The sequence below is a fragment of the Streptomyces sp. NPDC096046 genome (assembly GCF_040303285.1).
Classification (GTDB): Bacteria; Actinomycetota; Actinomycetes; order Streptomycetales; family Streptomycetaceae; genus Streptomyces.
On record NZ_JBEOSZ010000033.1, the window covers coordinates 15455 to 39616 of the forward strand.

The window sequence follows — 24162 nt, forward strand, 5'->3', positions numbered from 1 at the left end:
CTGTGACTACTTCGCTGCGCGAACACGAACCGCTCCACATCGCGGCGGACTTCCGCTGCGCCATGGCCCATCTGCCCACCTCCGTCACGGTCATCACCACCACCACCGACGCTGGCCCGGTCGGATGCACCGCTAGCGCCGTGCTCTCCCTGTCGATGGACCCTCCCAGCATGCTGGTCTCCCTGGCCGCCGACAGCCATACGGCCCAGCACATCAAGCGCCGGGGCGCCTTCGCCGTCAATGCGCTCAGCTGGCAGCAGCGTGCCCTGACACAACAGTTCGCCGGTGGCGACCCTCACCACCGTTTCGACGGGGTGGCGCACACCCTGCTCCACGGACAGCCCGTCCTGACCGACACCGCAGTAGGTGTGGTCTGCGCGGTCGAGACAATCCAGCACGCCCTCGACCACCTCCTGCTGGTCGGCCGCGTCATCTGGAGCAGCCACCACACCGATCACACCCCGCTCGTTTATCACCAGCACCGCACGCACCCCGGCCCCGCGACATCATGACCGCCTCACGCCCCTCACTCGGCGGCCAGCACGTTGATGTCACTGCGAGACGCGGCGGCCCGGCGCAGCGCCGCAAGCCCGCGCGCCACCGCCGGCTGCCCCTGGCTGCCCTTGCGGATGCACGTCACCAGTCGCCTGACCGGTACGGGAGAACCGCGCAAGGGAACGCGCACGACCGGAACTCCCAAAGGGATGGGAGCCAGCCGGGGCAGCAGACTCACGCCGAAGCCATGCGCGACCAACGACAGGATGGCGTTCCATTCCTGTGCCCGGTGCACGATGTGAGGCGAGAAACCGGCCGCCTGGCACGCGGCCAGGATCAGCTGGTGCTGGTCGATGCTGCCCGGAGCGGCGATGAAAGTTTCATCCGCCGCCTCTGCCAGTTCGATCGGGCCCCGGTCGGTCAGACGGTGCCCTTCGGGAACGATGAGGTCTTGCGGGTCATCGGCGAGCGGCTGCTGGTCGAAACGCTGATCCATCGGTGTTGGACTGCCAGGCAGGGGTACGACCACCGCGATGTCGATGCGGTCGCCGAGCAGCAAGTCGAAGCATTCCGACGACTCCGCTTCGCTCATCTCGACGCTCATCGCCGGGTCTTCCTGCTGAATGGACAGTGCAGCCGGCACCAGCAGCGCCGTCAACGCCGTCGGGAAGGCGCTCATCCGTACCAGGCCGCCCGCGCCCCTCCCGTAGCCGGCGAGTTCGGCTGTGGCTTCCTCCCACTGGGCGTAGAGAACATCGGCGTGCCGCAGCAGCGCATGAGCGGCCTGCGTCAACCGCACCCGCCGCCCGTCGCGTTCCAGCAGAACGACCTGCAGATCTTTGGAGAGCGCCTGGATCTGCTGTGAGACAGCCGAAGCTGTCAGATGCAGTGCCGACGCCGCGTCCGTGACCGTCCCGTGCTGATGAACAGCCCGTAGGACCCGTAACCGCCGCAAGTCGATCATGACTCCACTAGTACACGACCCTGGCCAGGTCTCCAGACCGCTTCGCCCGCACTTGGAGGACAACGTGACAACGACCACTCGACGGATCGACCACTACCCGACGCGCACTGTCAGCGAACCCCGGCCTCAGCGCCGTGAGGACCCGACCGTCTGGTCCACCGCCGAAGGCCCCCTCGGCCGGGATCAGCTCGAGCAGTACGACCGCGACGGCTACCTCGTCCTGGACGCCCTCCTCTCACCTGAGGAGGTGGAGCACTACCGTGGGGAACTGCGGCGCCTCAGCCAGGACACGAGCCTTCACGGAACCGACCGTGTAGTGCGTGAACCGGACTCCAACGAGATCCGCTCGGTTTTCGAGGCGCAGAAGATCAGCGCTGTCTTCGCCGACCTCATCCATTCGCCACGGCTGGCCGACATCGCCAGGCAGGTACTCGGCTCGGATGTGTACGTGCACCAAAGCCGTGTGAACTACAAGCCCGCCTTCGGAGGAGCCGAGTTCGACTGGCACTCGGACTTCGAAACGTGGCACTCCGAGGACGGTATGCCCCGTCCCAGGGCCTTCAGTATCTCCATCGGTCTCACGGACAACTACGACTTCAATGGGCCTCTCATGGTCATGCCCGGGTCCCACAAGACGTTCATCCCGTCCGTCGGCGAAACCCCGCCCGACTACCACAAGGAATCCCTGCGGGTCCACCGCCTTACCGTGGGCTCGGTCGACCACGACAGTCTGACCCGCATGGCGAACGAGCACGGCATCCACCAGGTGACCGGCCCGGCGGGCTCCGCCGTCATGTTCGACTGCAACATCCTGCACGGGTCCAACGGCAACATCACCCCCTACCCGCGCTCGAACATCTTCATCGTCTACAACAGCACCGAAAACACCTGGAAGAGCCCTATGCGGCCCCGCAGCCCCGGCCGCAGTACCTCGGCAACCGCGACTTCACTCCCATTCCTCGGTAAACAAGTGACGGGCGTGCACCCTTTTGGGGGCACGCCCGCGGCGTCCGCGTCGTTGAGACGTCGGGAAGGACAGCTCACCGGCGCTTCACCGAGTGGTGCAAGACCACCAGGACGTGGGCGAAGCTCCACCCTCCGGTCCTCGACGAACTCGGTTCCCGCGGTGAGCCCCGCTGCCTTACCGCTTCGATGTCTTCTTGGGCGTGCACACAGCGCCGATCGACGCAGCGACCACGCACGCGATGGCCACCCACTGCACTGCGGCGAGGATCTCACCCAGCACCACCGTTGCGGCCAGGCCCGCAACGGCCGGCTCCAGACTCTCGAGTACAGCTACGGTCCGCGGCGGCAGACGCCGCAACGCAGCCATGTCGAGGGTGTACGGAATCGCTGCCGACAGCAGCGCCACGCCCAGACCCGCTGCCAGTATCGATGGTTCGAGCAGTTCCGCGCCACCCTCCCACACACCGGTCGGCAAGGAGAGAACAGCCGCCCACGCGACGGCATACGTCAGGTAGCTGCCATCGGATGTCCTTGCACCGGCCCTCTTGTTCAGCACTACATAGATCGCCATGGAGGCACCGGACACCAACGCGAAGATTGCTCCCGACAGAGTGAGCTCGCTCCCACCACCGGCGTTCGTGAACAAGAAGACCCCAATCCACGCCAAGACGGCCCAGAGGAAGTCCATGAGGCGTCGCGAGCCGATCAATGCCAGTGCCAGTGGCCCCAAGAACTGCAGCGTGACGGCTACTCCCACATCAAGACGCTCTAGCGCCAAGTAGATGACGTTCATACCGGCGATCGCGGTGCCCAGGGCCACGATCAGCCCCCGAGCCCGCCAATTCTTGGGTAAAGCCGGCCGCCACGCCAGACCGAGCACCACCGCGGTCAAAGCCAGCCTGAGGAAGACAACTCCCAAAGGCCCAACGGCTCCGAACAGATGCTTCCCGAATGCCTGTCCGACCTGGATGCTCACGACGCTGCCCACGACAAGGAGCGGGGCCGGAATGCGGGCGGTCATGGCCCGTCGAGGAAGTGCTGTACTCGCCGCAGGTTCGCGCAGTTCGTCTGGTGCCGCGTGTATGCCCATATCAGCCGCGTCCCCGCCCGCGGAGCTAAGGAATCTCTAAATCTTCTAAACGTAAACGTTCACTTTTGCCTAAAATGTGCACGCCCCCATGCCCTTGTCGGGTGGTCTGGTGGACAGCGGCAAGAGACGGTGCCCCGGGCACCGGCCGGCACCCATAGTCACGGACTACGCAAAGCTACTTGTCCCTCAGTTCTAGTGAGCTGGTCCGGAGATCCTGTCGCAGTAGCGGCAGATCCGGTCGATGATCTGGTCGGCTGTCTTCGTCCAGCGGAACGGTCGGGCCTGTTCGTCCCAGACCTCGATCCATTTCTCCAGGGCTGCCTGGAGCGCGTCGACTGAGCAGAACACCCCGCGCTCCAGGCAGCGGCGCTGCAGTTCCGCGAACCAGCGTTCCACCTGGTTGATCCACGACGAGTACGTGGGTGTGAAGTGCAGAGCGAAACGTGGGTGGGCCACCAGCCACTTGTGAACGACCGGCGCCTTGTGCGCGGAGAGGTTGTCGCAGATCACGTGGAGTGCCAGGCCGGACTCCACCTCGTGGTCGAGCAGGTCCAGGAAGTCACGGAAGTCCTCGGCGGCATGACGGGCGGACACCTTGCCGATCACTTTCCCGGTGGCGATGTCCAGCGCCGCGAACTGAAGCTTCCCCTTGCTGCTGGACACCTGGAGACTGGGACGTGAGGTTCCAGAGGAAGTAGCGCCAGGTGGGAAGCAAGAGCAATCGCAGCAGGCGGTATACGGAGGAGTCCAAACGGGACGCGGTCGCGCTCGTACGCTCCTCCGGGAAGACCGTCACCGAGGTGGCCCGGGAGATCGGGGTCAGTGCCGAGGGACTGCGGAATTGGGTCAAGCAGGACACGATCGACCGCGGTCAAGGGGCGTCGGGCGAGCTGACGAGCGCGGAGCGGGAAGAGCTGAGTCGGCTGCGTCGGCAGAACCGTGAGCAGGCCGAGACGATCGAGGTGCTGCGAAAAGCGGCGGTCTTCTTCGCGAAGGAGAGCGATCGATGAGCGAGGTGTACGCGTTCATCGAGGCGGAGAAGACCACCCACAATGTTGCTCTGTTGTGCCGGCTACTGAAGGTGGCGCGGTCCTCCTTCTACGCCTGGCAGGCCGGCGAGCGAGCCCGAGCCGCCCGCCGGGCCGCCGACGACGCCCTGGCCCACGAGATCATCGTGCTGCACCTGGCCTCCCGGCGCACCTACGGAGTGCCGCGTATCCACGCCGAGCTGCGCAGGCTGAACCGGCGGGTCAACCGCAAGCGTGTGGAGCGGATCATGCGTGAGCGCGACATCACCGGAGTCACCCGGCGCAAGCGCCGGTCGCTGACCCGTCCGGCGAAGAAGGCCGTGCCTGCCGCGGACCTGATCGGCCGCGACTTCACCGCCGACGCCCCGGGCCGGAAACTGGTCGGTGACATCACCTTCATCCCCACCGATGAGGGCTGGCTGTATCTGGCGACTTGGCTGGACTTGGCCACCCGCGAGATCGTCGGCTACTCGATGGCCGACCACCACCGCGCATCCCTGGTCGTCGACGCGCTGACGATGGCCGCCGGACGCGGTCGGCTTCAGCCCGGCTGCATCGCACACTCCGATCGCGGATCGGAGTACACCTCCGACGAACTCCGCCGGGAAATAAGCAGGTTGGGCCTGCGTCAGAGCATGGGCCGAACCGGCTCGTGCTACGACAATGCCGCAGCCGAGAGCTTCTTCGCACTGCTCAAAGCAGAGATCGGCACCCTCCACTGGCCCGACCGGATCACCGCCCGTGCGGAGATCTTCGCCTTCATCGAGACCTTCTACAACCGCAGACGACTGCGGAAGCACCCGGCCTGGGGCTACCTCACCCTGCTGGAGATCCGACAACGACACGAGCACAAACACGCCCTCGCAGCGTAAGCAACGAGTGTCCAGCATCACGGGGAAAGTTCAGTGGGCATGTCGGTCGATCATGGCAGTCGGCCCAACTCCGGGCGCAGGCGAAAGTCGATTGGGCCGATCCCGATGGGTGCCGTACAGTTCACCGTACCGACGCGGGGTGGAGCAGCTCGGTAGCTCGCTGGGCTCATAACCCAGAGGTCGCAGGTTCAAATCCTGTCCCCGCTACTCAGACGTGAAGGCCCGGTGTCCACCGGGCCTTCACTGCTGTGTGCCGGTTCGGACCTGGCTCTCGGCGAACCGGCACCGCGGTCGCACACCAGCCAGCGCCCGCGCTTACGCAAAACCGGCCTCATGGCTTCGGCGACCACAGCGGATCGGTGCTCCTGCACCACACCGCCGTCACCGAGGTCGTGATCTACCAGGCCGACCACATCGGCCCGCACACCGGTACCGGCTGGAGCGTCATGGTCACCGGTCCGGCGACCTCGATCACCGCCCACTGACGGTGGTGCGCCACCGGGAACTCCGTGGACCGCATTGTCGGCATCCTCGCCGAGCTCGTCACCGGCTACCGCCTTCAACGCTGGTCGCACCCCAAGCAGGTGGTGGCAGACTCTCCGACGCTGCAGCGCCGTTGGCAAGGTCGCCTCTCTTGCCCGCGCCGGAGCCCGCTGCGAGAGTGGCCATCTCATCGAACGCCGGCCGCGCCCGCCTTGAGCAGGCACTGCCGACCTGCCTCGCTATCGTCCGCCGCCTTGTCTTCGATCACCTTGAGCGCGAAGGCGTCGAGGTGGCCAAGTTCGCCGCTTGGCAGCGCATGGCCCGGGCGACCTGATCCGCCTTCGTTTGAGGAGGGGCCGGTCACGCATGATCGGTGAGGCCCACCCGGAAAACAGTCGGCGGCGGGGAGCCATGCCTCGCCGCCTTGTGTCAGAAGGGCGCGGAACTGCTTGATCACCATCGGTCGAGCCTCACGGGCGATCCAGCCCTTCGTTCCGGGCCGGATGCTGGCGCGTTTCCGCTAGCGGCTTCCATCATGCCGTTATAGCGTTGTGATCAGCAGTCGTGGTTCCGAAGTTCCGTTCGCCCGTGATCGCCATCACGGGCGTTCTTGCTGTTCAGCGCCTCTCCGGACCAGGGCGATCACCTCCCGGTCGCGCAGGGTGCGTGCCCGGTTTCCCTCAAAGGAGACAGTCATGGCCAAGGGCACAGTGAAGTGGTTCAACAGCGAGAAGGGCTTCGGGTTCATCGAGCAGGAGGGCGGCGGCCCCGACGTCTTCGCCCACTACTCCAACATCGCCAGCCAGGGCTACCGCGAGCTGCAGGAGGGCCAGAAGGTCGAGTTCGACATCACACAGGGTCAGAAGGGCCCGCAGGCGGAGAACATCCGCCCCGCCTGATCGCGCGCCTCGGTAAGGGCCCGGCATCCCGGCTTCGGGACGCCGGGCCCTTCCCGTCTGCCGCAGTGGTCAGCGGACCAGAGTCGATCGGTGTCTCGCGTGTCCCCACGAGCCATTGGCGGGAACAGTGCGCGGAACTGCCGGTACGACGGCGCTAGGCAGGTGACAGGGCAGTTCCGGACGGAGGTGGACTGCGGCGGATCGACCGTCGACAGCGATAACGCGGTGGCGGAGTCGGGCCGAGGACTACCTTCCGGTTCGTGGAACTCTGGCCGGCCAGGGTCGTTGTTCATTTCGGGTCGGGCGAGTCGACCCCGCGCCTGCGGTGATGGCTCCGCAGGGCCACTAGCCGTTCGTCAATGCCGGTCACGAATGGGCGAGTAGTCAACACAGCGTCAGCCCGTCAAAGCCAGGTTGAGCGCCGGTTCGTTCGAAGTCATGCGACTGTGATCGGTTCGTGCCGGTGTGCCGGGGCCAATGGGACGGTTGCGCAGTGCCGTCCCGGGCGGGGGTCTGACTCATGAGATCTATGACCGAAGTGTCCAGTCACGGACTTGTCGATTGCCGTTGCGGGACGGTCTCTGCTGGTACCGAGCCACAGGGCGTGTCCCTATAGGGGCCTTGCCGACGATCCGGCGCCATCACGGTTCAGACCGCCTGAGCAGGCCGGTGCCATCCACCAAGCATGTCACCACGCGGGAGGCGGACCACCATGACGAGCCGACAGAGCAGTACCTCCTCGAGCACGGATCCTCCCGTTCGGCGGGAGGTCGTGCTGGGTGTGGACACGCACGGCGAGGTGCATGTCGCCGCCGTGGTGTCCCCGCTGGGGAAGGTCCTGGGAACAGAGTCGTTTCCCGCGACGGCGGCCGGCTACCGGCGGCTGCTCGTGTGGGCCCGTAAACGGGGGACGGTGCGCCGGGCCGGTGTGGAGGGCACCGGCACCTTCGGTGCGGGGCTGTCCCGCTACCTGCTGGCGCAGCAGGTCGAGGTATATGAGGTCAATCGGCCCGATCGCTCGGCCCGCCGGCTGCTGGGGAAGTCGGACCCGCTCGATGCACAGGCCGCCGCGCGGGCCGTGCTCAGTGGCCGCGCCCGGGCCCGGGCCAAGTCCGGCGACGGTCCGGTGCACAGTGCCCGGTTGTTCAAGCTCGCCAAGGACTCCGCGGTCAAGGCCCGTACCCAGGCGATCAACCAGCTCAAGGCCGTCCTAGTCATCGCCGAACCGGCCTTGCGGGAACGGCTGTCGAGCCTGGGTAACCGCGAGCTGTTCCGCACCTGCGCGCACCTCGCCCGCACGACGGTGGGGGAGATGAGGACACGGTGGGCCAGGCCACCCACCTGACGTTGCGCATGCTCGCCGAGCGAATCGAGCAGCTCACCGCTCAGATCGACGAGCTGAACCAACGCCTGACCCGGCTCGTCGAACGCCACGCCCCACAGCTACTCGAGCAGGTGGGCATCGGCCCGGACAGCGCCGTCACTCTCCTGATCACCATGGGAGACAACCCCGAGCGACTGAACACCGAGGCGTCCTTTGCTGCCCTTTGCGGAGTCAGCCCCATCGAGTACTCCTCCGGCCGGCGGAGCACGCGCCGGCTCAACTACGGCGGCGACCGGCAGGCCAACGCCGCCCTGCACCGCATCGTCTTCACCCGCCTGCGCCACGACCCGCGCACCCAGGCGTACTACGAACGCCGCACCCAGGAAGGCAAGACCCGACGCGAGATCATCCGATGCCTCAAGCGATACGCAGCCCGCGAGGTATTCAACCTGGTCAGACCGGTTGCCCGCACCCCCGCGTTATAGGGGCGTCCCTGATACGTGAGAGGGTCTGAGGCGTGAGTGAGACACCGTCGAACACCCTGCAATACCGCTTTGACGGGCCAGAAGAGGCTCCCGTCCTGATCTTGGGTCCCTCCCTGGGTACCACATGGCACATGTGGGACCGCCAGATTCCCGAGCTGATCAAGCACTGGCGGGTCTTCCGGTTCGATCTGCCCGGTCACGGCGGCGCTCCCGCGTACCCGGCCGGATCGGTCGGCGATCTCACCACGCGGCTGCTGGCCACCCTCGAAGGGCTCGGCGTGCAGCGCTTCGGCTACGCGGGCTGCGCGCTCGGCGGTGCCGTCGGCATCGAGTTGGCCCTGCGCCACCCCGAGCGGCTCGCCTCGCTCGCGCTGATCGCGGCCTCCCCCCGCTTCGGCACGGCCGACGAGTTCCGGCAGCGAGGTGTGATCGTCCGCACCAACGGCCTCGACCCGATCGCCCGTACCGCGCCCGAGCGCTGGTTCACCGGCGGGTTCGCCGCCGCGCAGCCCGCGATCACCGAGTGGGCCGTGCAGATGGTGCGCACCACCGACCCCGGCTGCTACATCGCCTCCTGCGAGGCGCTCGCCTCGTTCGACGTCCGTCCCGAGCTCGGGCGGGTCGGCGTACCGACCCTGGTTCTGGTCGGGTCGGACGACCAGGTCACCGGCCCCGCCGAGGCCCGTACGCTGGTCGCCGGCATCCCGGACGCACGCCTCGCCGTCGTCCCCGGCGCCTCCCACCTGGTCCCGGTGGAGCAGCCCACCGCGGTCACCGACCTGCTGGTGCGGCATTTCTCCACGGCCTGGCAGCCCGCCTTCGAGACCTCCACCGGCCTGACCGCCCTGCCCCCGGCCGCCCTCAGACCGGTCCTGTCTCCCGCCTCGCCGCAGCCCCCGCAGACCGGGCCCGTCGCCGAGATCGCCCCGGGCGCCGTACCGCAGCAGCCCCAGGGCCGGCCCGACCCGTACGACGCCGGGCTCAAGGTCCGCCGCGAGGTGCTGGGCGACGCGCACGTGGACCGGGCGCTGGCCCAGGCCGACGAGTTCTCCGGGGATTTTCAGGAGTTCATCACCCGCTACGCCTGGGGCGAGATCTGGGACCGTCCCGGACTGGACCGCCGTACCCGCAGCTGTGTCACCCTCACCGCCCTGGTCGCCGGCGGTCACCTGGACGAGCTGGCCTTCCACACCAGAGCCGCCCTGCGCAACGGCCTCACCCCCGGCGAGATCAAGGAAGTGCTGCTCCAGGCGGCCGTCTACTGCGGTGTACCGGCCGCGAACAGCGCCTTCAAGGTGGCCCAGCAGGTCATCCGCGAGGAGACCACGCCCCAGGAGTGAGCCCCGCGCCGGGGCACGGAGGCAGGATGGAGTCATGAAGCTCACGAAGATGTCGCACGCCTGCGTCCGCCTCGAGAAGGACGGCCGGACCCTCGTCCTGGACCCCGGTGCCTTCAGCGAGGAGGACGCCGCGCTCGGCGCCGACGCGATCCTCGTCACCCACGAGCACCCCGACCACTTCGACGAGTTCCGGCTGCGGGCCGCGATGGAGAACAACCCGGCCGCCGAGATCTGGACCCTGAAGGCCGTCGCGGAGAAGATCTCCTCCGCCTTCCCCGGCCGCGTCCACACCGTCGGCCACGGCGACACCTTCGATGCCGCGGGCTTCGACGTCCAGGTCCACGGCGAACTCCACGCGGTGATCCACCCGGACATCCCGCGCGTCACCAACGTCGGCTACCTCGTCGACGGCGGCAGGGTCTTCCACCCCGGCGACGCCCTCACCGTCCCCGATCACCCGGTCGAGACGCTGATGCTCCCCGTGATGGCCCCCTGGAGCAAGATCTCCGAGGTCATCGACTACGTGCGCGAGGTGAGGCCGCAGCGCGCCTACGACGTCCACGACGCCCTCCTCACCGACCTGGCCCGCCCTATCTACGACCGCCAGATCGGGCAGCTCGGAGGTTCGGAGCACCTGCGGCTGACGCCCGGAGACTCCGCGGATATCTAGGCCGTCACGGGGCCCGGCCGCGTTGTCGGACCCTCCGGGTAGGTTGTGGGACATGCGCATCGCGACCTGGAACGTGAACTCGATCACCGCCCGCCTGCCGAGGCTTCTGACCTGGCTGGAGAGCAGCGGCACGGACGTGCTGTGCCTCCAGGAGGCCAAGGTCGCCGAGGAGCAGTTCCCGGCGGAGCAACTGCGCGAGCTGGGCTACGAGTCGGCCGTCCACGCCACCGGCCGGTGGAACGGCGTGGCGGTGCTCTCCCGCGTGGGCCTCGAGGACGTCGTCAAGGGCCTGCCCGGCGACCCCGGGTTCGACGGCTCGGTGGAGCCCCGCGCCCTCTCGGCGACCTGCGGCCCGCTCCGCGTCTGGTCGGTCTACGTGCCGAACGGCCGTGAGGTGGACCACCCGCACTACGCCTACAAGCTCCAGTGGTTCGAGGCCCTCAAGGCCGCCGTCGCCGGTGACGCGGCGGGCAGCCGTCCCTTCGCGGTGATGGGCGACTACAACGTGGCGCCGACGGACGACGATGTCTTCGACCCCGCCTTCTTCGAGGGCTCCACCCACGTCACCCCCGCCGAGCGCGCCGCCCTGGCCTCCCTGCGCGAGGCCGGCCTGTCGGACGTGGTCCCGCGGCCCCTGAAGTACGAGCACCCGTTCACGTACTGGGACTACCGCCAGCTCTGCTTCCCGAAGAACCGCGGCATGCGCATCGACCTGGTGTACGCCAACGCACCCTTCGCGAAGGCGGTCAGCGACGCGTACGTGGACCGCGAGGAGCGCAAGGGCAAGGGCGCCTCGGACCACGCGCCCGTGGTCGTCGACCTGGATCTTGACCTGGACGTCAAGTAGTGCTTCGTTACGTTGGGTGATATCGCCTGGTGGTTGGTATCTTCCTAGGCTAGGGCCGCAGCAGCCGCAGGTCGACCGAGTCCGCCAGGGCGGTCAGCCCCGCGTCGCCCGGATGCAGATGGTCCCCGCTGTCGTGGTCGGGCAGTCTCCGGGAGGGCCGCCGCGGGTCACGCACCACCGCGTCGAAGTCGAGCACCCCGTCGAAGACCCCGCCGGTGCGGATCCATTCGTTCACCGCGACCCGCTCGGTGTCGACGGCGGGCGTGCACCACGCCTCGCCCTCGCAGGGCAGGATCGTCGCCGCGAGCATCCGCAGTCCGCGGGCGTGCCCGCGCGCCGCGAGGTCGCGGAGCCCATCGATCACCTGCTGAGCCGAGGTGCCCCACCGCAGGTCGTTGACGCCCTCGAAGACGACGGCGGTGCGCGCCGTCGGCTGGCGAGGACGTCCCGGTCGAAGCGGTGCAGGGCGCTCACCCCTGCCGTGTCCGTGGACACCCCGTCGCCGGGATAGCGGTCGGTGACCACGCGGTTTCCCGAGACGCCGAGGTTCAGCACGCCGTAGCGCGGGACGGTGTCCTGCCTGAGGAGTCGGCCGGCCGACTCCTCCCGCTCAGCGACACACGACGCGACAACACGAAACGCAGGGACGAAACCGCAGAGGTGAACAGGGCCGGGACGCAAGACGCACGGTGAAGTCAGGGAGACCGCAGGGGCCGCGTCAACGCGCGCCGCGTGAACTCGGCCTGAGCGGCCCGGATCGGCGGGCCCGCGCGCCCTGTGGTGCATACGGCGGTACGAATGACACGCTGGACGTATGAACATCCCTTTCCTGGGCAACCGGCGCCAGAAGATCGGATTCCCCGATCCCGCAGGCATCGCGGAACTCCTCGCCGAGTGCGAACTGCTCCGTTCCCAGGCGTACCGGGAGGGGGTCCGGCTGGACGACTCGGCGGCCTCCCTCGAAGCGCTGGACCAGCTCGTGCCGCGCTGGCGGGACGACGAGGAGACCCTGCACTGGCTCGGCAACGACGCCGGGCTCTACCTCGGCACCGTCATCGTACGCACCGTGCCTGGGGCCGCCTGGGAGATCCGGTCCGACGGGCAGCCGGTCGTACGGCTGACCTCCGGCCGGGAGTTCGACGTGGTGGACTCCGGGCACGAGTGGGCCGTCAACGGGGTCCCCGAGCTGTCGCAGCTGTACGCCGAAGTCGCGGAGTCGTGAGCCTCATGACGGCACCCGTTGGCCCAACGTCCGACGTAAATACGGCTAATGATCGAAAAGTGCGTGTCGCCCGACAACCGCGATCTTGCCTGGATACGTTGCGGCAACCACCACACAGCTGAGAGTGAGTAGGGCTGAGCATGGCCGTCGAGCCGCTGATCGAGCTGCGTGACGTCAACAAGCACTTCGGGGACCTGCATGTCCTTCAGGACATCAACCTCATCGTCGGCCGGGGGGAGGTGGTCGTGGTCATCGGCCCGTCCGGCTCGGGGAAGTCGACCCTCTGCAGGGCGATCAACCGTCTGGAGACCATCGAGTCCGGGGAGATCGTCCTCGACGGGCAGCCTCTGCCGGAGGAGGGCAAGCCGCTGGCCCGGCTGCGCGCCGACGTCGGCATGGTCTTTCAGGCGTTCAACCTCTTCGCCCACAAGACGGTCCTGGAGAACCTCTCGCTGGGGCAGGTCAAGGTGCGCGGACGCAAGAAGGAGGACGCCGACAAGCGCTCCCGGGAACTCCTGGAGCGGGTCGGTGTCGCCGACCAGGCGGACAAGTACCCGGCGCAGCTCTCCGGCGGCCAGCAGCAGCGCGTGGCGATCGCCCGCGCCCTGGCCATGGAGCCCAAGGCGATGCTCTTCGACGAGCCGACCTCGGCCCTCGACCCGGAGATGATCAACGAGGTGCTGGAGGTCATGAAGCAACTCGCCCGCGATGGCATGACCATGGTCGTCGTTACGCACGAGATGGGCTTCGCCCGCTCGGCCGCCAACCGCGTCGTCTTCATGGCCGACGGCCGGATCGTCGAGGACCGTACCCCCGACGAGTTCTTCACCGATCCCAGCAGCGACCGCGCCAAGGACTTCCTCTCCAAGATCCTCAAGCACTGAAGGAGCAGGCACCGGACGGCTCATCGGATCGGACCTCGACTACGATGTGCCCTTCATCCCTGTCGGAGAGGGGGACTTCACCGAAGGCCGCCGATCCCGCCAGGGGTGAGCAGACCGCCCGCCCGGTCCGCGGGACATTCCCACCGGGCGCTGCCCCCACGGCCCGAAGCCCATGGGGGCGGCGGTTCACATCGGCCAGGCCCGTCCGGCGGCAGCCGGAGATCACTGCTCGCGCAGCGGAACCGACACGTACGACGGGTCGTTCGCCGGTGAGGAGAAGGTCAGCTGCGCGCCGGACGGGTTGTGCTCGATGTAGAGCGGGTCGACCGTGTCGACGACCAGGGCGAGGCGATGCCCGGCCGGGACGTCGTAGGCCGTGGAGTACAGCTCCAGGTCGACGCCGAACGGCTTTCCGGGGGTGCGCCCGTGGAAGGTGTACGGCGCGTTGGTGACCAGCTTGCCGAGGCCGAGCGGCCCCACGTCGTACAGGTAGGCGACGAGGGTGCCGCTCTCCTTGGTCGGGGTGAGGGTCGAGTGCAACGTGGCCGTGCCGCGCACCCGTTGGGTCGAGGTGTACCTCTCGGACTGCCAGACGGCCGCCCAGCGGCGGGGGATCAGCGGGATCGAGGCCAGCGGCGGCACCTTCGCCACCTGGTCGAGGATGCTGGACAGGAAGACGACCCCGCCGTCCGCCCCCGAGTTCACGTTGGCGCGGATCGTGGTCGTGCCCGCGAGGGCGATCTTCCGGTGGGTGGCCCCGGCCGACTTCCAGTCCGGGTAGCCCTCGTAGCCGTCCGCGGAGCGGGACTTGAGCTGGACGGGCTGTTCACGGTCGATGCCGTTGTCCTCGCCCCGGAGGTAGTGGTCGAACCAGCGCTCGGTGTTCTTCCACACGTCGTTGGGCAGCCCGAACAGACCGGTCAGCTCGGCGGTGGCGTGGTCACCGGGCCGCATCTCCAGGCGCTTGGGGCCGGTCAGTTTCTCGTAGAAGTCGGCGTACTGGTTGGGCGGGAAGACGCTGTCGCCCCAGGCGTTGGCGAGCATGATCGCCGGGCCGTTCCGGTTGATCCGGTCGACGTAGGTCGCAGCGGAACGTTTCTTCCCCCAGGCGATGAGCTCGGGTTCCTTGGCCAGGTTGGAGCTGTAGAAGTCGTCGAACGTCTGCCGTAGTTCCGCGCTCTGGCGGCCCGTCACCACGCTCGCGCCGTCCAGCAGGGCGGCGCCCTGGACGTGCTGGGTGCGCCCGGCGTAGATCGAGCCGGTCAGGTCGGCCCAGCCGCTGAGCGAGGCGACCGCCCTGACCCGCCGGTCGTGTGCGGCGGTGAGCAGGCTGATGCCCGCGCCGTAGGACACTCCCGCCATGCCGATGTGCCCGGCGTCCGCGGGGGTGTGGGCCAGTGCCCAGTCGATCACCTTCGACGCGTCGGCCACGTCGGGTGGGCCGGCCACTTCTATCTCGCCGCCCGACTGCCAGAAGCCGCGCACGTTGTAGGTGACCACGACGTACCCGGAGTCGGCGAGCTTCTGGGCCTGGGCCAGGTATTCGATCTGGGGCAGTCCCCAGCTCGTGGGCATCACGAGCAGCGGGTAGCGGTTGCCGTCACGAGCGCCGGCGGGGGTGACGACGTTGGCCTTGAGGACGGTGCCGCCGTCGCCGGCGATGTCGACGAAGCGGACGGGGTGAGGTGCCGCCTGGGCGGTGGGGGCGAATCCGAGGGCGGTGCCGACGACCAGGGTCGCCGAGACGGCGCCTACGGCGGTGGTGCGCAGGGCCTTGCGGTGGGGTCCCACGGGTCACTCCTCACTCGTGTCAATGCAAAGTGACCGAACGGTAACCTCGGTGGCTTACCAGGGGTAACCTGTCGGTAAGTTACGTGCCAGTAACGATTGTTGAGCAGTGGAGGGCTTCAGGAGGCGCGGTGTGTATTGCGTGGAGCCGTCGCCGTCGCCGTCGCCGTCGCCGTCGCCGTCGCCGTCGCGGCGGGCAGTGGGGTCCGTGCCGCTCGCGTCACGTCCTCCACCGGTTCGACGACGTCCGAACCGTACGCCTGCGAGCTGATCACCTTGAGCAGCAGCACGAACTCCCCGGTGTCGTACGTGCGGGACCGGCGTTCGTGGTGGCGCGTGAGGTAGCGGGTGGCCGCCTGGTTGGTGATGGCCCGCCGGCCGCAGAAGAGGAACACGGGGCGGGCGTCGCTGCGGTCCCCCGGGTGAGCCGGGCCGGCAGCGCATACTTGGTTCTCTCCCGGGGACGGGCGCCGCCGCGCGTCAGTCAGCGCAGGTATGCGGCCAGGGGCAGGCGTTACTCCCGGATGCTCTGGAGCACCAGCCCGCCGAACTGGGTCGCGCCGTACTGCGAGAAGTGGGTGTTGTCCGTGACGCCGTCGACGCAGGAGCGGAGGAAGAGCTGCGCGGAGGCGGACGGGCCGAGGGACTCCACCAGCGTCTTGCTCTTGGTGGTCAGGTCGACCACCGGCACGTTGTGCGCCGCGCCGAGCGAGCGCATCCCGGCGGGCAGGTTCACGCCCACGCCGTTGACATGCAGCGCCGTTGGTGTGAGCCGGTTGCCGTTGAAGTGCCGGCGGACCGGCGGGGCCACCAGGACCGGGACGCCGCCCTTCGCACGGACCTGCGTGATCATGGACGTGAGGTTGCTCCGGAAGGCGGATGCGCTGGTCTGCTTGTCGTTGTGGCCGAACTGGATGAAGACCGCGTCGTTCGCCCTGACCTTCGACAGCAGGGTCGGGAAGAGCGCCGAGTTGCTCCGGAAGCCGCCCGAACTCTCTCCGGAGTCGACGTAGTTGGCGACGACAGCGCCGAGTCGACGTAGTTGGCGACGACAGCGCCGGGACGCAAAGGCGTGATCATCTGGCCCCATCCGGCGTGCGGGGCGATCAGCTGGTCGCACACGGTTGAGTCACCGGCCAGGTAGGCGACCATCGGCTGGGCCGTCGGCTTCACCGAGACGGCCGACACCTGGGGGTTGGACCCCGCGAACCGGCCACCCGTGCAGGGAGACAGCAACCCGTCGCCCGGGGGAGCATCGGTTAAAGCGTTTGCATCAATGACCGGAGCTTATGGTGGCGTCGCAGCACGAGCAATACCAGTGCTGGCAATGGAGAACGACGGCGAGTCTTGACACGATCATGCCATCAGGATAGTAAACGTTTTCAACACCGTCTTGGGCGGAGGGCTCCGATGCCCGAACCTTCCCGTCGCTCCCCCCACCACTCCGACGGGCCAGGCGGCCGTACCGGCGCAATCGCGGCCGAGGGGGGTCAACTGCCCTGCCCTGCACTGCACGGGAGGATCCATGAAACGTTCCATCAAGGTCTCGTTAGCCGGAACCACAGCCGTACTCCTGTCCGTCGCGGCTACGACGCTCGCAGTCGACGCCGGTGCCGCGACGCCCACGGACGGCGTCGCGGCGGCGGCCGCCAGACCGATGGAGAACCTCGGCCGCGGAGTCGTGGCCGTGCGGTCGAGCAACACCAGCGTTCTCGTCTCCTGGCGACTGCTGGGACTCGATCCGGACGGCATCGGGTTCAACGTGTACCGGTCCACCGCCTCAGGCCAGGAGGTCAAGCTCAACTCCGCGGTCCTGACCGGAGGCACCAACTTCACCGACTCGACGGCCGACTTGACCCGGTCGAACAGCTACCGGGTACGGCCCGTGATCAACGGCGCTGAGCAGCCCCCGAGCGGCGCCTTCACCCTGACCGCCAACCACGCCGTCGAGCCGGCCGTCCGCGTACCGCTGCGCGCCGGTGGCCCGGTGAAGTTCGTCTGGGTCGGCGACCTCGACGGCGACGGTGAGTACGACTTCGTCCTGGATCGCCAGACGTCGCCGCAGACTCTCGAGGCCTACCGGCGCGACGGGCAGCTCCTCTGGTCGGTCGACATGGGCCCGAACAGCACCAACCAGAACAACATCGAAGGCGGATCGTCCACCATCGACGTCGGCCACAACGACGGCGTGACCGTCTACGACTTCGACAGCGACGGCCGAGCCGAGGTCGCCGTGCGGATCGCCAACGGTGTCCGCTTCGGCAACGGCACCACCTTCACCCACAGCGACGACAACCGCCAGTTCATCGCGATTCTCGACGGCATGACCGGGGCGCCTCGCGCGACCGCTCCCGTGCCGACGGACTACCTGGCGGACGGCCCGATGTACGCCCGGTTCGGTGTGGGCTACCTCGACGGTTCCCGGCCCAGTCTGGTCGCCTTCATGAAGAACCGCAGGGGCAACGGGGCGTTCAACCTCATGATGGGCGCCTGGCAGTTCACCGGCCAGTCCCTGACCCGGCAGTGGAAGTGGCTGCGCGGCAACCAGAACACACCCGACGGGCACAACACCCGCGTCATCGACGTCAACGGCGACGGGACCGACGAGGTCGCCGAGATCGGATTCGTACTCAACGGCGACGGCACCCTGCGGTACTCCCTGGGCCCCGCGGGCGTCATCCACGGCGACCGCTTCCACATCGCCAAGATGGACCCCAACCGTCCAGGCCTGCAGGGCTACGGCGTCCAGCAGGACAACCCCAGCGGTCTGCGCGAGTACTACTACGACGCCACCAACGGCTCCATCATCTGGCGACACACCGCGTCCGGCACCGCCGACGTGGGACGCGGCATGGCCGGCGACATCGACCCGCGGTTCCCCGGCATGGAGGTCTGGTCCTTCTCAGGCCTCTACAACGCACCTGCCAACCGTCTCACCGAACCGAACACCTCGCTGCGTCCTTGGCCGCAGCTGGGTCTGTGGTGGGACGGCGACATCACGATGGAACTGCTCAACGACGGCAAGTTCGAGAAGTGGAACCCGAACAACCCCAAGCCCAGCAACAGCCTGGCGCGGCTGCTCACCACCTCCGACTACGGAGCGGTCGACGCGAGCCAGAACGTCCAGCCCACCTTCTACGGCGACATCCTCGGCGACTGGCGTGAGGAGGCCGTGTACACCAACGCGAGCCACAACCAGCTGATCATCTTCACCACCGATCACCCGACAAGCACCAGGTTGTACACGCTCGCGCACAACCCCGCCTACCGCAACGCCATGACGCTCAAGGGATACATGCAGTCCCACCACGTCGACTACTTCCTCGGTGCCGGCATGACCCGGCCACCCCGGCCGAAGATCACCTACTCCGGGAGCTGACACCGTGAGGACCGCTAAGTTCGTCCCCCCCTGCCGCCCTCCTGCTCTCGGTGGTCACGGCGAGCTCCATCGCGATGGTCGACGACTCGGCGTCCGCGAGCGCCGCGGCGGCCGGAAACACCTACTACGTCGCCCCGAACGGGAACGACGGAGCAGCGGGTACGCAGGCCGCTCCGTGGGCATCGATCGCCCGTGCACAGGCCGTCGCCAAGGCGGGCGACACGGTCTACTTCCGGTGCGGCACCTACGCCTACACCCGCGCGAACAGCGCCTGTCCGAGCCAGACCGCCAGGGTCGACGCGATCACCCTCAACAAGAGCGGCAGCTCGGGCAACCCGATCCGGTACTGGGCCCAGCCGGGCGAGAAGCCGGTCTTCGACTTCTCGCGGATGACGGACAACTGCCGCATCAAGGGCTTCAGCGTCACCGGCAGCTGGATCCACCTCAAAGGACTGGAAGTCAAGGGCGTTCCCCAGAACAACAACCGGAACGCCGAGTCCTGGGGCGTCTGGACTCGGGCAGCAACAACATCTTCGAGCAGATCAACATCCGCCACCACATGGCCACCGGCCTGTTCATCAACGGCGGGGGCGGCAACCTCGTCCTCAACTCGGACTCGCACGACAACTACGACCTGCGCAGCAGTGACGGGCCCGGTGAAAACGCCGATGGGTTCCGTGCGCATTACACGCCGTCCGGCCGCCCCGCGAACGTGTTCCGGGGTTGCCGATCGTGGTGGAACGCCGATGACGGGTTCGATCTCATCTCCACCTACTCTCCCGTGATCATCGAGAGCTCGTGGGCCTGGCGCAACGGGTACGTGCCGGGGACGACGACGCCTTCCGGCAACGGGGCCGGCTTCAAGTCGGGTGGCTACGGCGGCGACTACGAAGCCGACGCGCCGAAGCACACCGTCCGCTCCTCGGTGGCGTTCCTCAACAAGGCGGCCGGCTTCTACGCCGCGACCGGGACTCGACCACGCAGTACTCCTCGGCCCGGCAGGCGTACTCGGAGATCACCTGGCCCAAGGCGTTCCTCACCTTCGTCGGCGGCAGCCACACCAGCTTCTGGAGCGACCAGCGCTTCCCGAGGACCGTCGTCGACTGGGCCCGCTGGACCATGTACGGCGACACCGCCGCACGGGACCGCCTCCCTGCCGACGCGTCCGGGTCCAACACCAGGTGGGAAGCCCAGCTGGGTGACTCGCCCGGCGGCCCGGGCCTCTACACCCTGCTGGCCCAGCACAGCGGCAAGGCCGCCGACATCAACGGGGCCTCCACCGCCGCCGGCGCACAACTGGTTCAGCGGACCACCAACACTCGCCCCAACCAGCAGTTCGAGTTCCTCGACGCCGGCAACGGCCACGTCCGCGTCAAGGCACTGCACAGTGGCCTGTTCCTCCAGCCCACGGGCACGGCGACCGGCGCGGACGTCGTCCAACAGGCCGACACCGGCGCCACCAGTCAGCAGTGGCGCGTGGTCGACCACGGCGGTGGCGTGATCAGCCTCGTGAACCGGGAGTCCGGCCTGGCGATGGATGTCTGGGAATACTCGACCGCCGACGGCGCCCGAATCTCCCAGTACACCTACAGCGGCAACCCCAACCAGCGCTTCACCCGCCGCCGCGCCTGACCGGGACCTGTCGGAGCACCGCTCGGGCAACAGGGCGGGCGGTGCCCCGACATGGCGCCGACAACCCTCGCCACCACATTGACGGGTTCGATGAGACACCCTTTCCACGACCCGACCCCTCCACGACGTCCGCGCGGACCCCGAAGTCCCGTCGTCGCCGGAAGTGTTGAGCGCTGTGTCAGAAGTGTTGACCGGGTAGTGAAAACGTTTTAGCTTCCCTTCACCGGACGCGCCGAGGTGAGGGGGAGCCGTGGCAACTGCCTTACGGGAACGAGCAGGTGTGAAGGGAGTGAGTCCCGGTCGATGTGATCCCGATGGGGTGCAGAACAAGCGTAAAGGTTTTCAGAGTCGGGCGCTGTTCCTGCTCATGCTGCCCGGGGTCGCCTACTTCCTGCTGTTCCACTACGGCGCGCTCGTCGGCAACGTCATCGCGTTCAAGGAGTACGTGCCGTTCGACGGCCTGTGGGGCAGCCCCTGGGTGGGCCTCGGCAACTTCCAGCGCATGTTCGAGGACGCGGCGTTCTGGGACTCGGTCCTCAACACCCTCTGGATCTCCGTCCTCCAGCTGGTCTTCTACTTCCCGGTGCCGCTCGGCCTCGCCCTGCTGCTGCACACGCTCACCTGGAGCTCGGTGCGGCGGTTCGTGCAATCGGTGGCGTATCTGCCGCACTTCATCTCTTGGGTGATCGTCGTCGCGCTCTTCCAGCAGGTGCTGGGGGACACCGGCCTGCTCAACAGCGGCCTGAGCGGGGCCGGTCTGCACTCCGTCGACATCATCGGCAACCCGGACGCGTTCGAGCCGCTCGTCGTCGCCCAGGTCATCTGGAAGGACGCCGGCTGGGGCACGATCATCTTCCTCGCCGCGCTCGCCCAGGTCGACGAACAGCAGTATGAGGCCGCCGCCATCGACGGCGCCGGGCCCTGGCGGCGCTTCTGGCACGTCACCCTGCCCGCCATCCGCCCGGTAATCGTGCTGCTGCTCATCATGCGGCTCGGTGACATCCTCTCCGTCGGCTTCGAGCAGATGCTGCTGCAACGCGACGCGGTCGGACCTCAGACCGCCGAGGTCATCGACACCTTCGTCTACTACCAGGGCATCGTCGGCGGCGACTACGGATTCGCCGCCGCCGCGGGCCTGTTCAAGGGTGTCGTCGGCGCCCTCCTCGTCTATGCGGCCAACAAGGTCGCCCACCGCCTCGGTGAACAGGGGGTCTACAAGTGAGCGCGTCAGCCCGGCCCGGCTGGATGGAGAAGCCCCGGCCGCTCACCCAGGCCGCGAAGGCCCTCGCCCTCGCCGCGGTCGTCCTGCTGGTGTGCGTGCCGTTCCTGGTGATCGTCTCGACCTCTCTGGCGTCCACCCGGGAGGTCGTCGACAACGGCGGCTGGGTGCTGTGGCCCACTGACCCCTCGCTCGACGCCTACCGCGACATCTTCGACGGCGGCATCGTCACCCACGCCCTCGGGGTCAGCGCCGGTGTCACGATCGCGGGCACCCTGCTGAGCCTCGCCTGCACGGTGAGCCTGGCCTACGCGCTGTCCCGCCCGGGCGTCTTCGGCGGCAGACCGGTCCTGCTGCTGGTGCTGTTCACGTTCCTCTTCCCGCCCGGCATGATCCCGAGCTTCCTGCTCGTCAAGGAACTCGGCCTGCTCGACTCGTACACATCCCTCGTCCTGCCCGTCCTGGTCAATGTGTTCAACCTGGTCGTCCTGCGCGGCTTCTTCCAGTCGGTCCCCGAGGAGCTGTACGAGGCGGCCCGGCTGGACGGGGCGGGGGACTGGCGGGTGCTGGTGTCGGTGGTGCTGCCGCTGTCCAAGGCCGCACTCGCCGTCGTCGGCCTGTTCTACGCCGTCGCCTACTGGAACTCCTGGTTCTACGCCTCGCTGTATCTGGAGAGCGACCACTGGCCGCTCCAGCAGGTATTGCGTACCTATGTGGTGTCCGGCGCCGGCCTCACCGACGCGACCACCGGCGAAGCCACCGTCACCGCTCCGCAGACCGTGCAGATGGCGGTGCTCGTGATCGCCACGGTGCCGATCCTGCTCGTCTACCCGTTCCTCCAGAAGTACTTCACCAAGGGCGTGCTCACCGGCGCCATCAAGAGCTGACACGAGGTGGTTCACCCATGCCCCGCATGTCCCGACGCACCCTCCTGCGCTCCATGGCAGTGGGCGGTGCCGCCGTCTCCGTCCCCGGTCTGCTGACCGCCTGCTCCTCCTCGGACTCCGGGGACGGAGACGTCTCCAACGCGGGCAAGAAGCTCGCCCCCTGGCCCGCCTACCGGCCCGCCGCCGGGCCCGAGCCCGACCTGGCCCCCACCGACGCCGGTGTCCAGGCCGGCTACACCACCTACCCGTCCGACCTGGTCAAGTCCGTCTCCCGCGCCCCGGGCGACGGCTCCACCGTCCGCGTCATGACCGTCTCCTTCGGCACCCCGCCCAAGCCCGCCTCCCAGAACCGCTTTTGGGCCGCCGTCGAGAAGGCCCTCGGCGTGAAGATCGAGTACACGATCATCTCCCAGGCCGACTACCAGAAGAAGATGGCGACGGTCATGGCCGGCGACGCCGACGCCCTGCCCGACATCATCAACCTGTTCGCCGGTTTCACCCTGCCGCGTGAGGCGCAGTTCGTGCGGCGCCGCGCCCAGGACCTCACGCCGTACCTCTCCGGCGACGCGATCGCCGACTACCCCAACCTCGCGGGCATCCCCACCCACGCCTGGCGCGACATGGGCCGCATCGGCGGCCGCATCCACGGCATTCCGCTGGAACGCCCGCTGCCCGGCTCGACCCTCTGGATCAACCAGGACATGTTCGCCGACGCGGGCATGAAGGAGGGCTGGACCGCCGAGGACTTCACCGCCGTGGCCCGGCGGGGCACCCGCGGCAGGACGTACATGCTGGGCGCCGCCAACGGCTCCCTGTTCGGCAACGGCTTCCACTCCGCCGCCCACAACGCGCCTCAGCGCTGGGCCGTCACCAAGGACGGCACCTTCCTGCCGGCCGCAGCCGACGAGCGCTACAAGGCGTCCATCGCCTTCCAGGCGCAGCTGCGCGAGAACGGCTCCTACCACCCCGACGCCACGTCCATCTCCCAGATCGACCTGACGACCCTGTACTACAACGGCACCGTCGGCTCCATGCAGGACGGATTCGGCGCCTACCTGCCCAAGTACCGGGAATCACAGGGCAAGATGAGTCCCGCCGCGGCCCTGCCGTACAGCGTCGGCGGCGAGCCCGGCGGCATCGTCGCCGCCCGCCGCTCCTTCGGCTACACCGTCCTGAAGCAGGCGAAGAAGGAGCGCATAGAACTGCTGCTGCGCATCCTGGACTACCTCGCCGCGCCCTTCGGCAGCAAGGAGTGGGAACTCGTCCACTACGGCGTCGAGGGTGTCCACTTCACCCGCGGCAGGGACGGATCGCCCGAGTTCACCAAGCTCGGCGAGGTCGAGAACAACACCAACCTGCCGCTGAAGTACCTCGCCGAAGGCCCCCAGGTGCTGTTCGTGCCCGGCATGCCCGACGCCGTGCGCGCCCTGCACGCCTGGCAGCGCAAGGTCGTACCGCACGCCATCCGCGACGCCTCCTTCGGCCTCCAGTCCGCGACGAACAACTCCCAGGGCGCCACCCTCAAGACCTTCCTGGACGACACGGTCACCGGGATCATCGCCGGGCGTCTGCCCATGTCCGAGTGGGACGCGGCCGTGAAGAAGTGGCGGAGCCGGGGCGGCGACAGAATGGCCGAGGAATACGCCGAGGACTACGCGGCCAACACCTGAGTGGTGGTGGGCCGAAGA

20 protein-coding genes, 1 tRNA gene and 6 pseudogenes are annotated in these 24162 nt (G+C 68.0%); 19 read left to right on the plus strand and 8 right to left on the minus strand.

The features are described 5' to 3' along the window. The first annotated feature begins 2 nt into the window (after positions 1-2). Positions 3-512, plus strand: a complete 510-nt coding sequence (locus ABTX62_RS25355; protein WP_352118364.1) for a flavin reductase family protein — start codon at positions 3-5, stop codon at positions 510-512. A gap of 14 nt (positions 513-526) precedes the next feature. On the opposite strand, the gene ABTX62_RS25360 is transcribed toward ABTX62_RS25355, so the two are convergent. Then, the gene (locus ABTX62_RS25360) at positions 527-1459 is read right to left on the minus strand and encodes a LysR family transcriptional regulator (protein WP_352118365.1); all 933 of its coding nucleotides are present in this window, start codon (positions 1457-1459) and stop codon (positions 527-529) included. 64 nt (positions 1460-1523) lie between these two features. On the opposite strand from ABTX62_RS25360, the pseudogene thpD reads away from it, so the two are divergent. Next, positions 1524-2425, plus strand: a pseudogene (thpD, locus tag ABTX62_RS25365) (ectoine hydroxylase). A gap of 175 nt (positions 2426-2600) precedes the next feature. On the opposite strand, the gene ABTX62_RS25375 reads toward thpD, so the two are convergent. Together ABTX62_RS25375 and ABTX62_RS25380 are read right to left on the minus strand one after the other, a co-directional pair. Then, the gene (locus ABTX62_RS25375) at positions 2601-3446 is read right to left on the minus strand and encodes an EamA family transporter (protein WP_352118366.1); all 846 of its coding nucleotides are present in this window, start codon (positions 3444-3446) and stop codon (positions 2601-2603) included. Between the two features lie 261 nt (positions 3447-3707). Then, a pseudogene (locus ABTX62_RS25380) lies at positions 3708-4190 on the minus strand (IS630 family transposase); the annotation flags it as partial. A gap of 29 nt (positions 4191-4219) precedes the next feature. Here ABTX62_RS25380 and ABTX62_RS25385 point away from each other — a divergent pair. From ABTX62_RS25385 to ABTX62_RS25400, 4 genes are all read left to right on the plus strand, one after another. After that, complete coding sequence (locus ABTX62_RS25385; RefSeq protein WP_352118367.1) at positions 4220-4525, plus strand: transposase; 306 nt, start codon at positions 4220-4222, stop codon at positions 4523-4525. Beyond that, on the plus strand, positions 4522-5415 hold the full coding sequence (locus ABTX62_RS25390) for an IS3 family transposase (protein WP_352118368.1): 894 nt from the start codon (positions 4522-4524) through the stop codon (positions 5413-5415). The genes ABTX62_RS25385 and ABTX62_RS25390 overlap by 4 nt, the downstream gene beginning before the upstream one ends. Before the next feature lie 133 nt (positions 5416-5548). Beyond that, positions 5549-5622, plus strand: a tRNA-Met gene (locus tag ABTX62_RS25395). Between the two features lie 152 nt (positions 5623-5774). Continuing rightward, positions 5775-5900 carry a hypothetical protein gene (locus ABTX62_RS25400; protein ID WP_352118369.1) on the plus strand — a complete coding sequence of 42 codons (126 nt, stop codon included), beginning with the start codon at positions 5775-5777 and terminating at the stop codon, positions 5898-5900. A 185-nt stretch (positions 5901-6085) separates the two neighbouring features. Here the strand turns inward: ABTX62_RS25400 and ABTX62_RS25405 are convergent, their stop codons facing one another. Beyond that, on the minus strand, positions 6086-6358 hold the full coding sequence (locus ABTX62_RS25405) for a hypothetical protein (protein WP_352118370.1): 273 nt from the start codon (positions 6356-6358) through the stop codon (positions 6086-6088). A gap of 235 nt (positions 6359-6593) precedes the next feature. Between ABTX62_RS25405 and ABTX62_RS25410 the strand changes: the two genes are divergently transcribed. The 5 genes and pseudogenes from ABTX62_RS25410 (at position 6594) to ABTX62_RS25435 (ending at position 11463) form a co-directional block, all read left to right on the plus strand. After that, complete coding sequence (locus tag ABTX62_RS25410) at positions 6594-6797, plus strand: cold-shock protein (protein ID WP_266963435.1); 204 nt, start codon at positions 6594-6596, stop codon at positions 6795-6797. Between the two features lie 712 nt (positions 6798-7509). Then, a pseudogene (locus tag ABTX62_RS37945) lies at positions 7510-8606 on the plus strand (IS110 family RNA-guided transposase). Between the two features lie 32 nt (positions 8607-8638). Further along, on the plus strand, positions 8639-9946 hold the full coding sequence (gene pcaDC / locus ABTX62_RS25425) for a bifunctional 3-oxoadipate enol-lactonase/4-carboxymuconolactone decarboxylase PcaDC (protein WP_352118373.1): 1308 nt from the start codon (positions 8639-8641) through the stop codon (positions 9944-9946). Positions 9947-9980: 34 nt separating this feature from the next. Continuing rightward, positions 9981-10616, plus strand: a complete 636-nt coding sequence (locus ABTX62_RS25430; RefSeq protein ID WP_352118374.1) for an MBL fold metallo-hydrolase — start codon at positions 9981-9983, stop codon at positions 10614-10616. A gap of 52 nt (positions 10617-10668) precedes the next feature. After that, positions 10669-11463, plus strand: a complete 795-nt coding sequence (locus tag ABTX62_RS25435; protein ID WP_352118375.1) for an exodeoxyribonuclease III — start codon at positions 10669-10671, stop codon at positions 11461-11463. Between the two features lie 49 nt (positions 11464-11512). On the opposite strand, the pseudogene ABTX62_RS25440 reads toward ABTX62_RS25435, so the two are convergent. Continuing rightward, positions 11513-11947 (minus strand): annotated as a pseudogene (locus tag ABTX62_RS25440) (GDSL-type esterase/lipase family protein); the annotation flags it as partial. Between the two features lie 330 nt (positions 11948-12277). Between ABTX62_RS25440 and ABTX62_RS25445 the strand changes: the two are divergent. Continuing rightward, positions 12278-12685, plus strand: a complete 408-nt coding sequence (locus tag ABTX62_RS25445) for a DUF6278 family protein (RefSeq protein ID WP_283971149.1) — start codon at positions 12278-12280, stop codon at positions 12683-12685. Between the two features lie 140 nt (positions 12686-12825). After that, a complete protein-coding gene (locus tag ABTX62_RS25450; protein WP_352118376.1) occupies positions 12826-13569 on the plus strand; it encodes an amino acid ABC transporter ATP-binding protein in 744 nt (247 codons plus the stop codon). 222 nt (positions 13570-13791) lie between these two features. Here ABTX62_RS25450 and ABTX62_RS25455 read toward each other — a convergent pair whose 3' ends face one another. The 3 genes and pseudogenes from ABTX62_RS25455 to ABTX62_RS25465 form a co-directional block, all read right to left on the minus strand. Next, the gene (locus ABTX62_RS25455; RefSeq protein WP_352118377.1) at positions 13792-15360 is read right to left on the minus strand and encodes a CocE/NonD family hydrolase; all 1569 of its coding nucleotides are present in this window, start codon (positions 15358-15360) and stop codon (positions 13792-13794) included. A 116-nt stretch (positions 15361-15476) separates the two neighbouring features. After that, a pseudogene (locus ABTX62_RS25460) lies at positions 15477-15808 on the minus strand (hypothetical protein); the annotation flags it as partial. Between the two features lie 63 nt (positions 15809-15871). Then, positions 15872-16447, minus strand: coding sequence for a GDSL-type esterase/lipase family protein (locus tag ABTX62_RS25465; protein ID WP_352118378.1), 576 nt, complete (start codon positions 16445-16447; stop codon positions 15872-15874). 435 nt (positions 16448-16882) lie between these two features. On the opposite strand from ABTX62_RS25465, the gene ABTX62_RS25470 reads away from it, so the two are divergent. The 6 genes and pseudogenes from ABTX62_RS25470 to ABTX62_RS25500 all read left to right on the plus strand — a co-directional run bounded on the left by ABTX62_RS25470 (position 16883) and on the right by ABTX62_RS25500 (position 24144). After that, on the plus strand, positions 16883-18736 hold the full coding sequence (locus tag ABTX62_RS25470) for a rhamnogalacturonan lyase family protein (protein ID WP_352118379.1): 1854 nt from the start codon (positions 16883-16885) through the stop codon (positions 18734-18736). A 74-nt stretch (positions 18737-18810) separates the two neighbouring features. After that, positions 18811-19637 (plus strand): annotated as a pseudogene (locus tag ABTX62_RS37950) (right-handed parallel beta-helix repeat-containing protein); the annotation flags it as partial. A gap of 218 nt (positions 19638-19855) precedes the next feature. Next, on the plus strand, positions 19856-20368 hold the full coding sequence (locus tag ABTX62_RS37955) for an RICIN domain-containing protein (protein WP_502998013.1): 513 nt from the start codon (positions 19856-19858) through the stop codon (positions 20366-20368). Positions 20369-20735: 367 nt separating this feature from the next. Further along, positions 20736-21590: an ABC transporter permease gene (locus tag ABTX62_RS25490; RefSeq protein WP_352118416.1), complete on the plus strand. Its 855-nt coding sequence runs from the start codon at positions 20736-20738 to the stop codon at positions 21588-21590. After that, positions 21587-22474, plus strand: a complete 888-nt coding sequence (locus tag ABTX62_RS25495) for a carbohydrate ABC transporter permease (RefSeq protein ID WP_352118381.1) — start codon at positions 21587-21589, stop codon at positions 22472-22474. Before ABTX62_RS25490 ends, ABTX62_RS25495 begins: the two co-directional genes overlap by 4 nt. A 17-nt stretch (positions 22475-22491) precedes the next feature. Beyond that, the gene (locus ABTX62_RS25500; protein WP_352118382.1) at positions 22492-24144 is read left to right on the plus strand and encodes an extracellular solute-binding protein; all 1653 of its coding nucleotides are present in this window, start codon (positions 22492-22494) and stop codon (positions 24142-24144) included. The last annotated feature ends 18 nt before the right edge of the window (positions 24145-24162 follow it).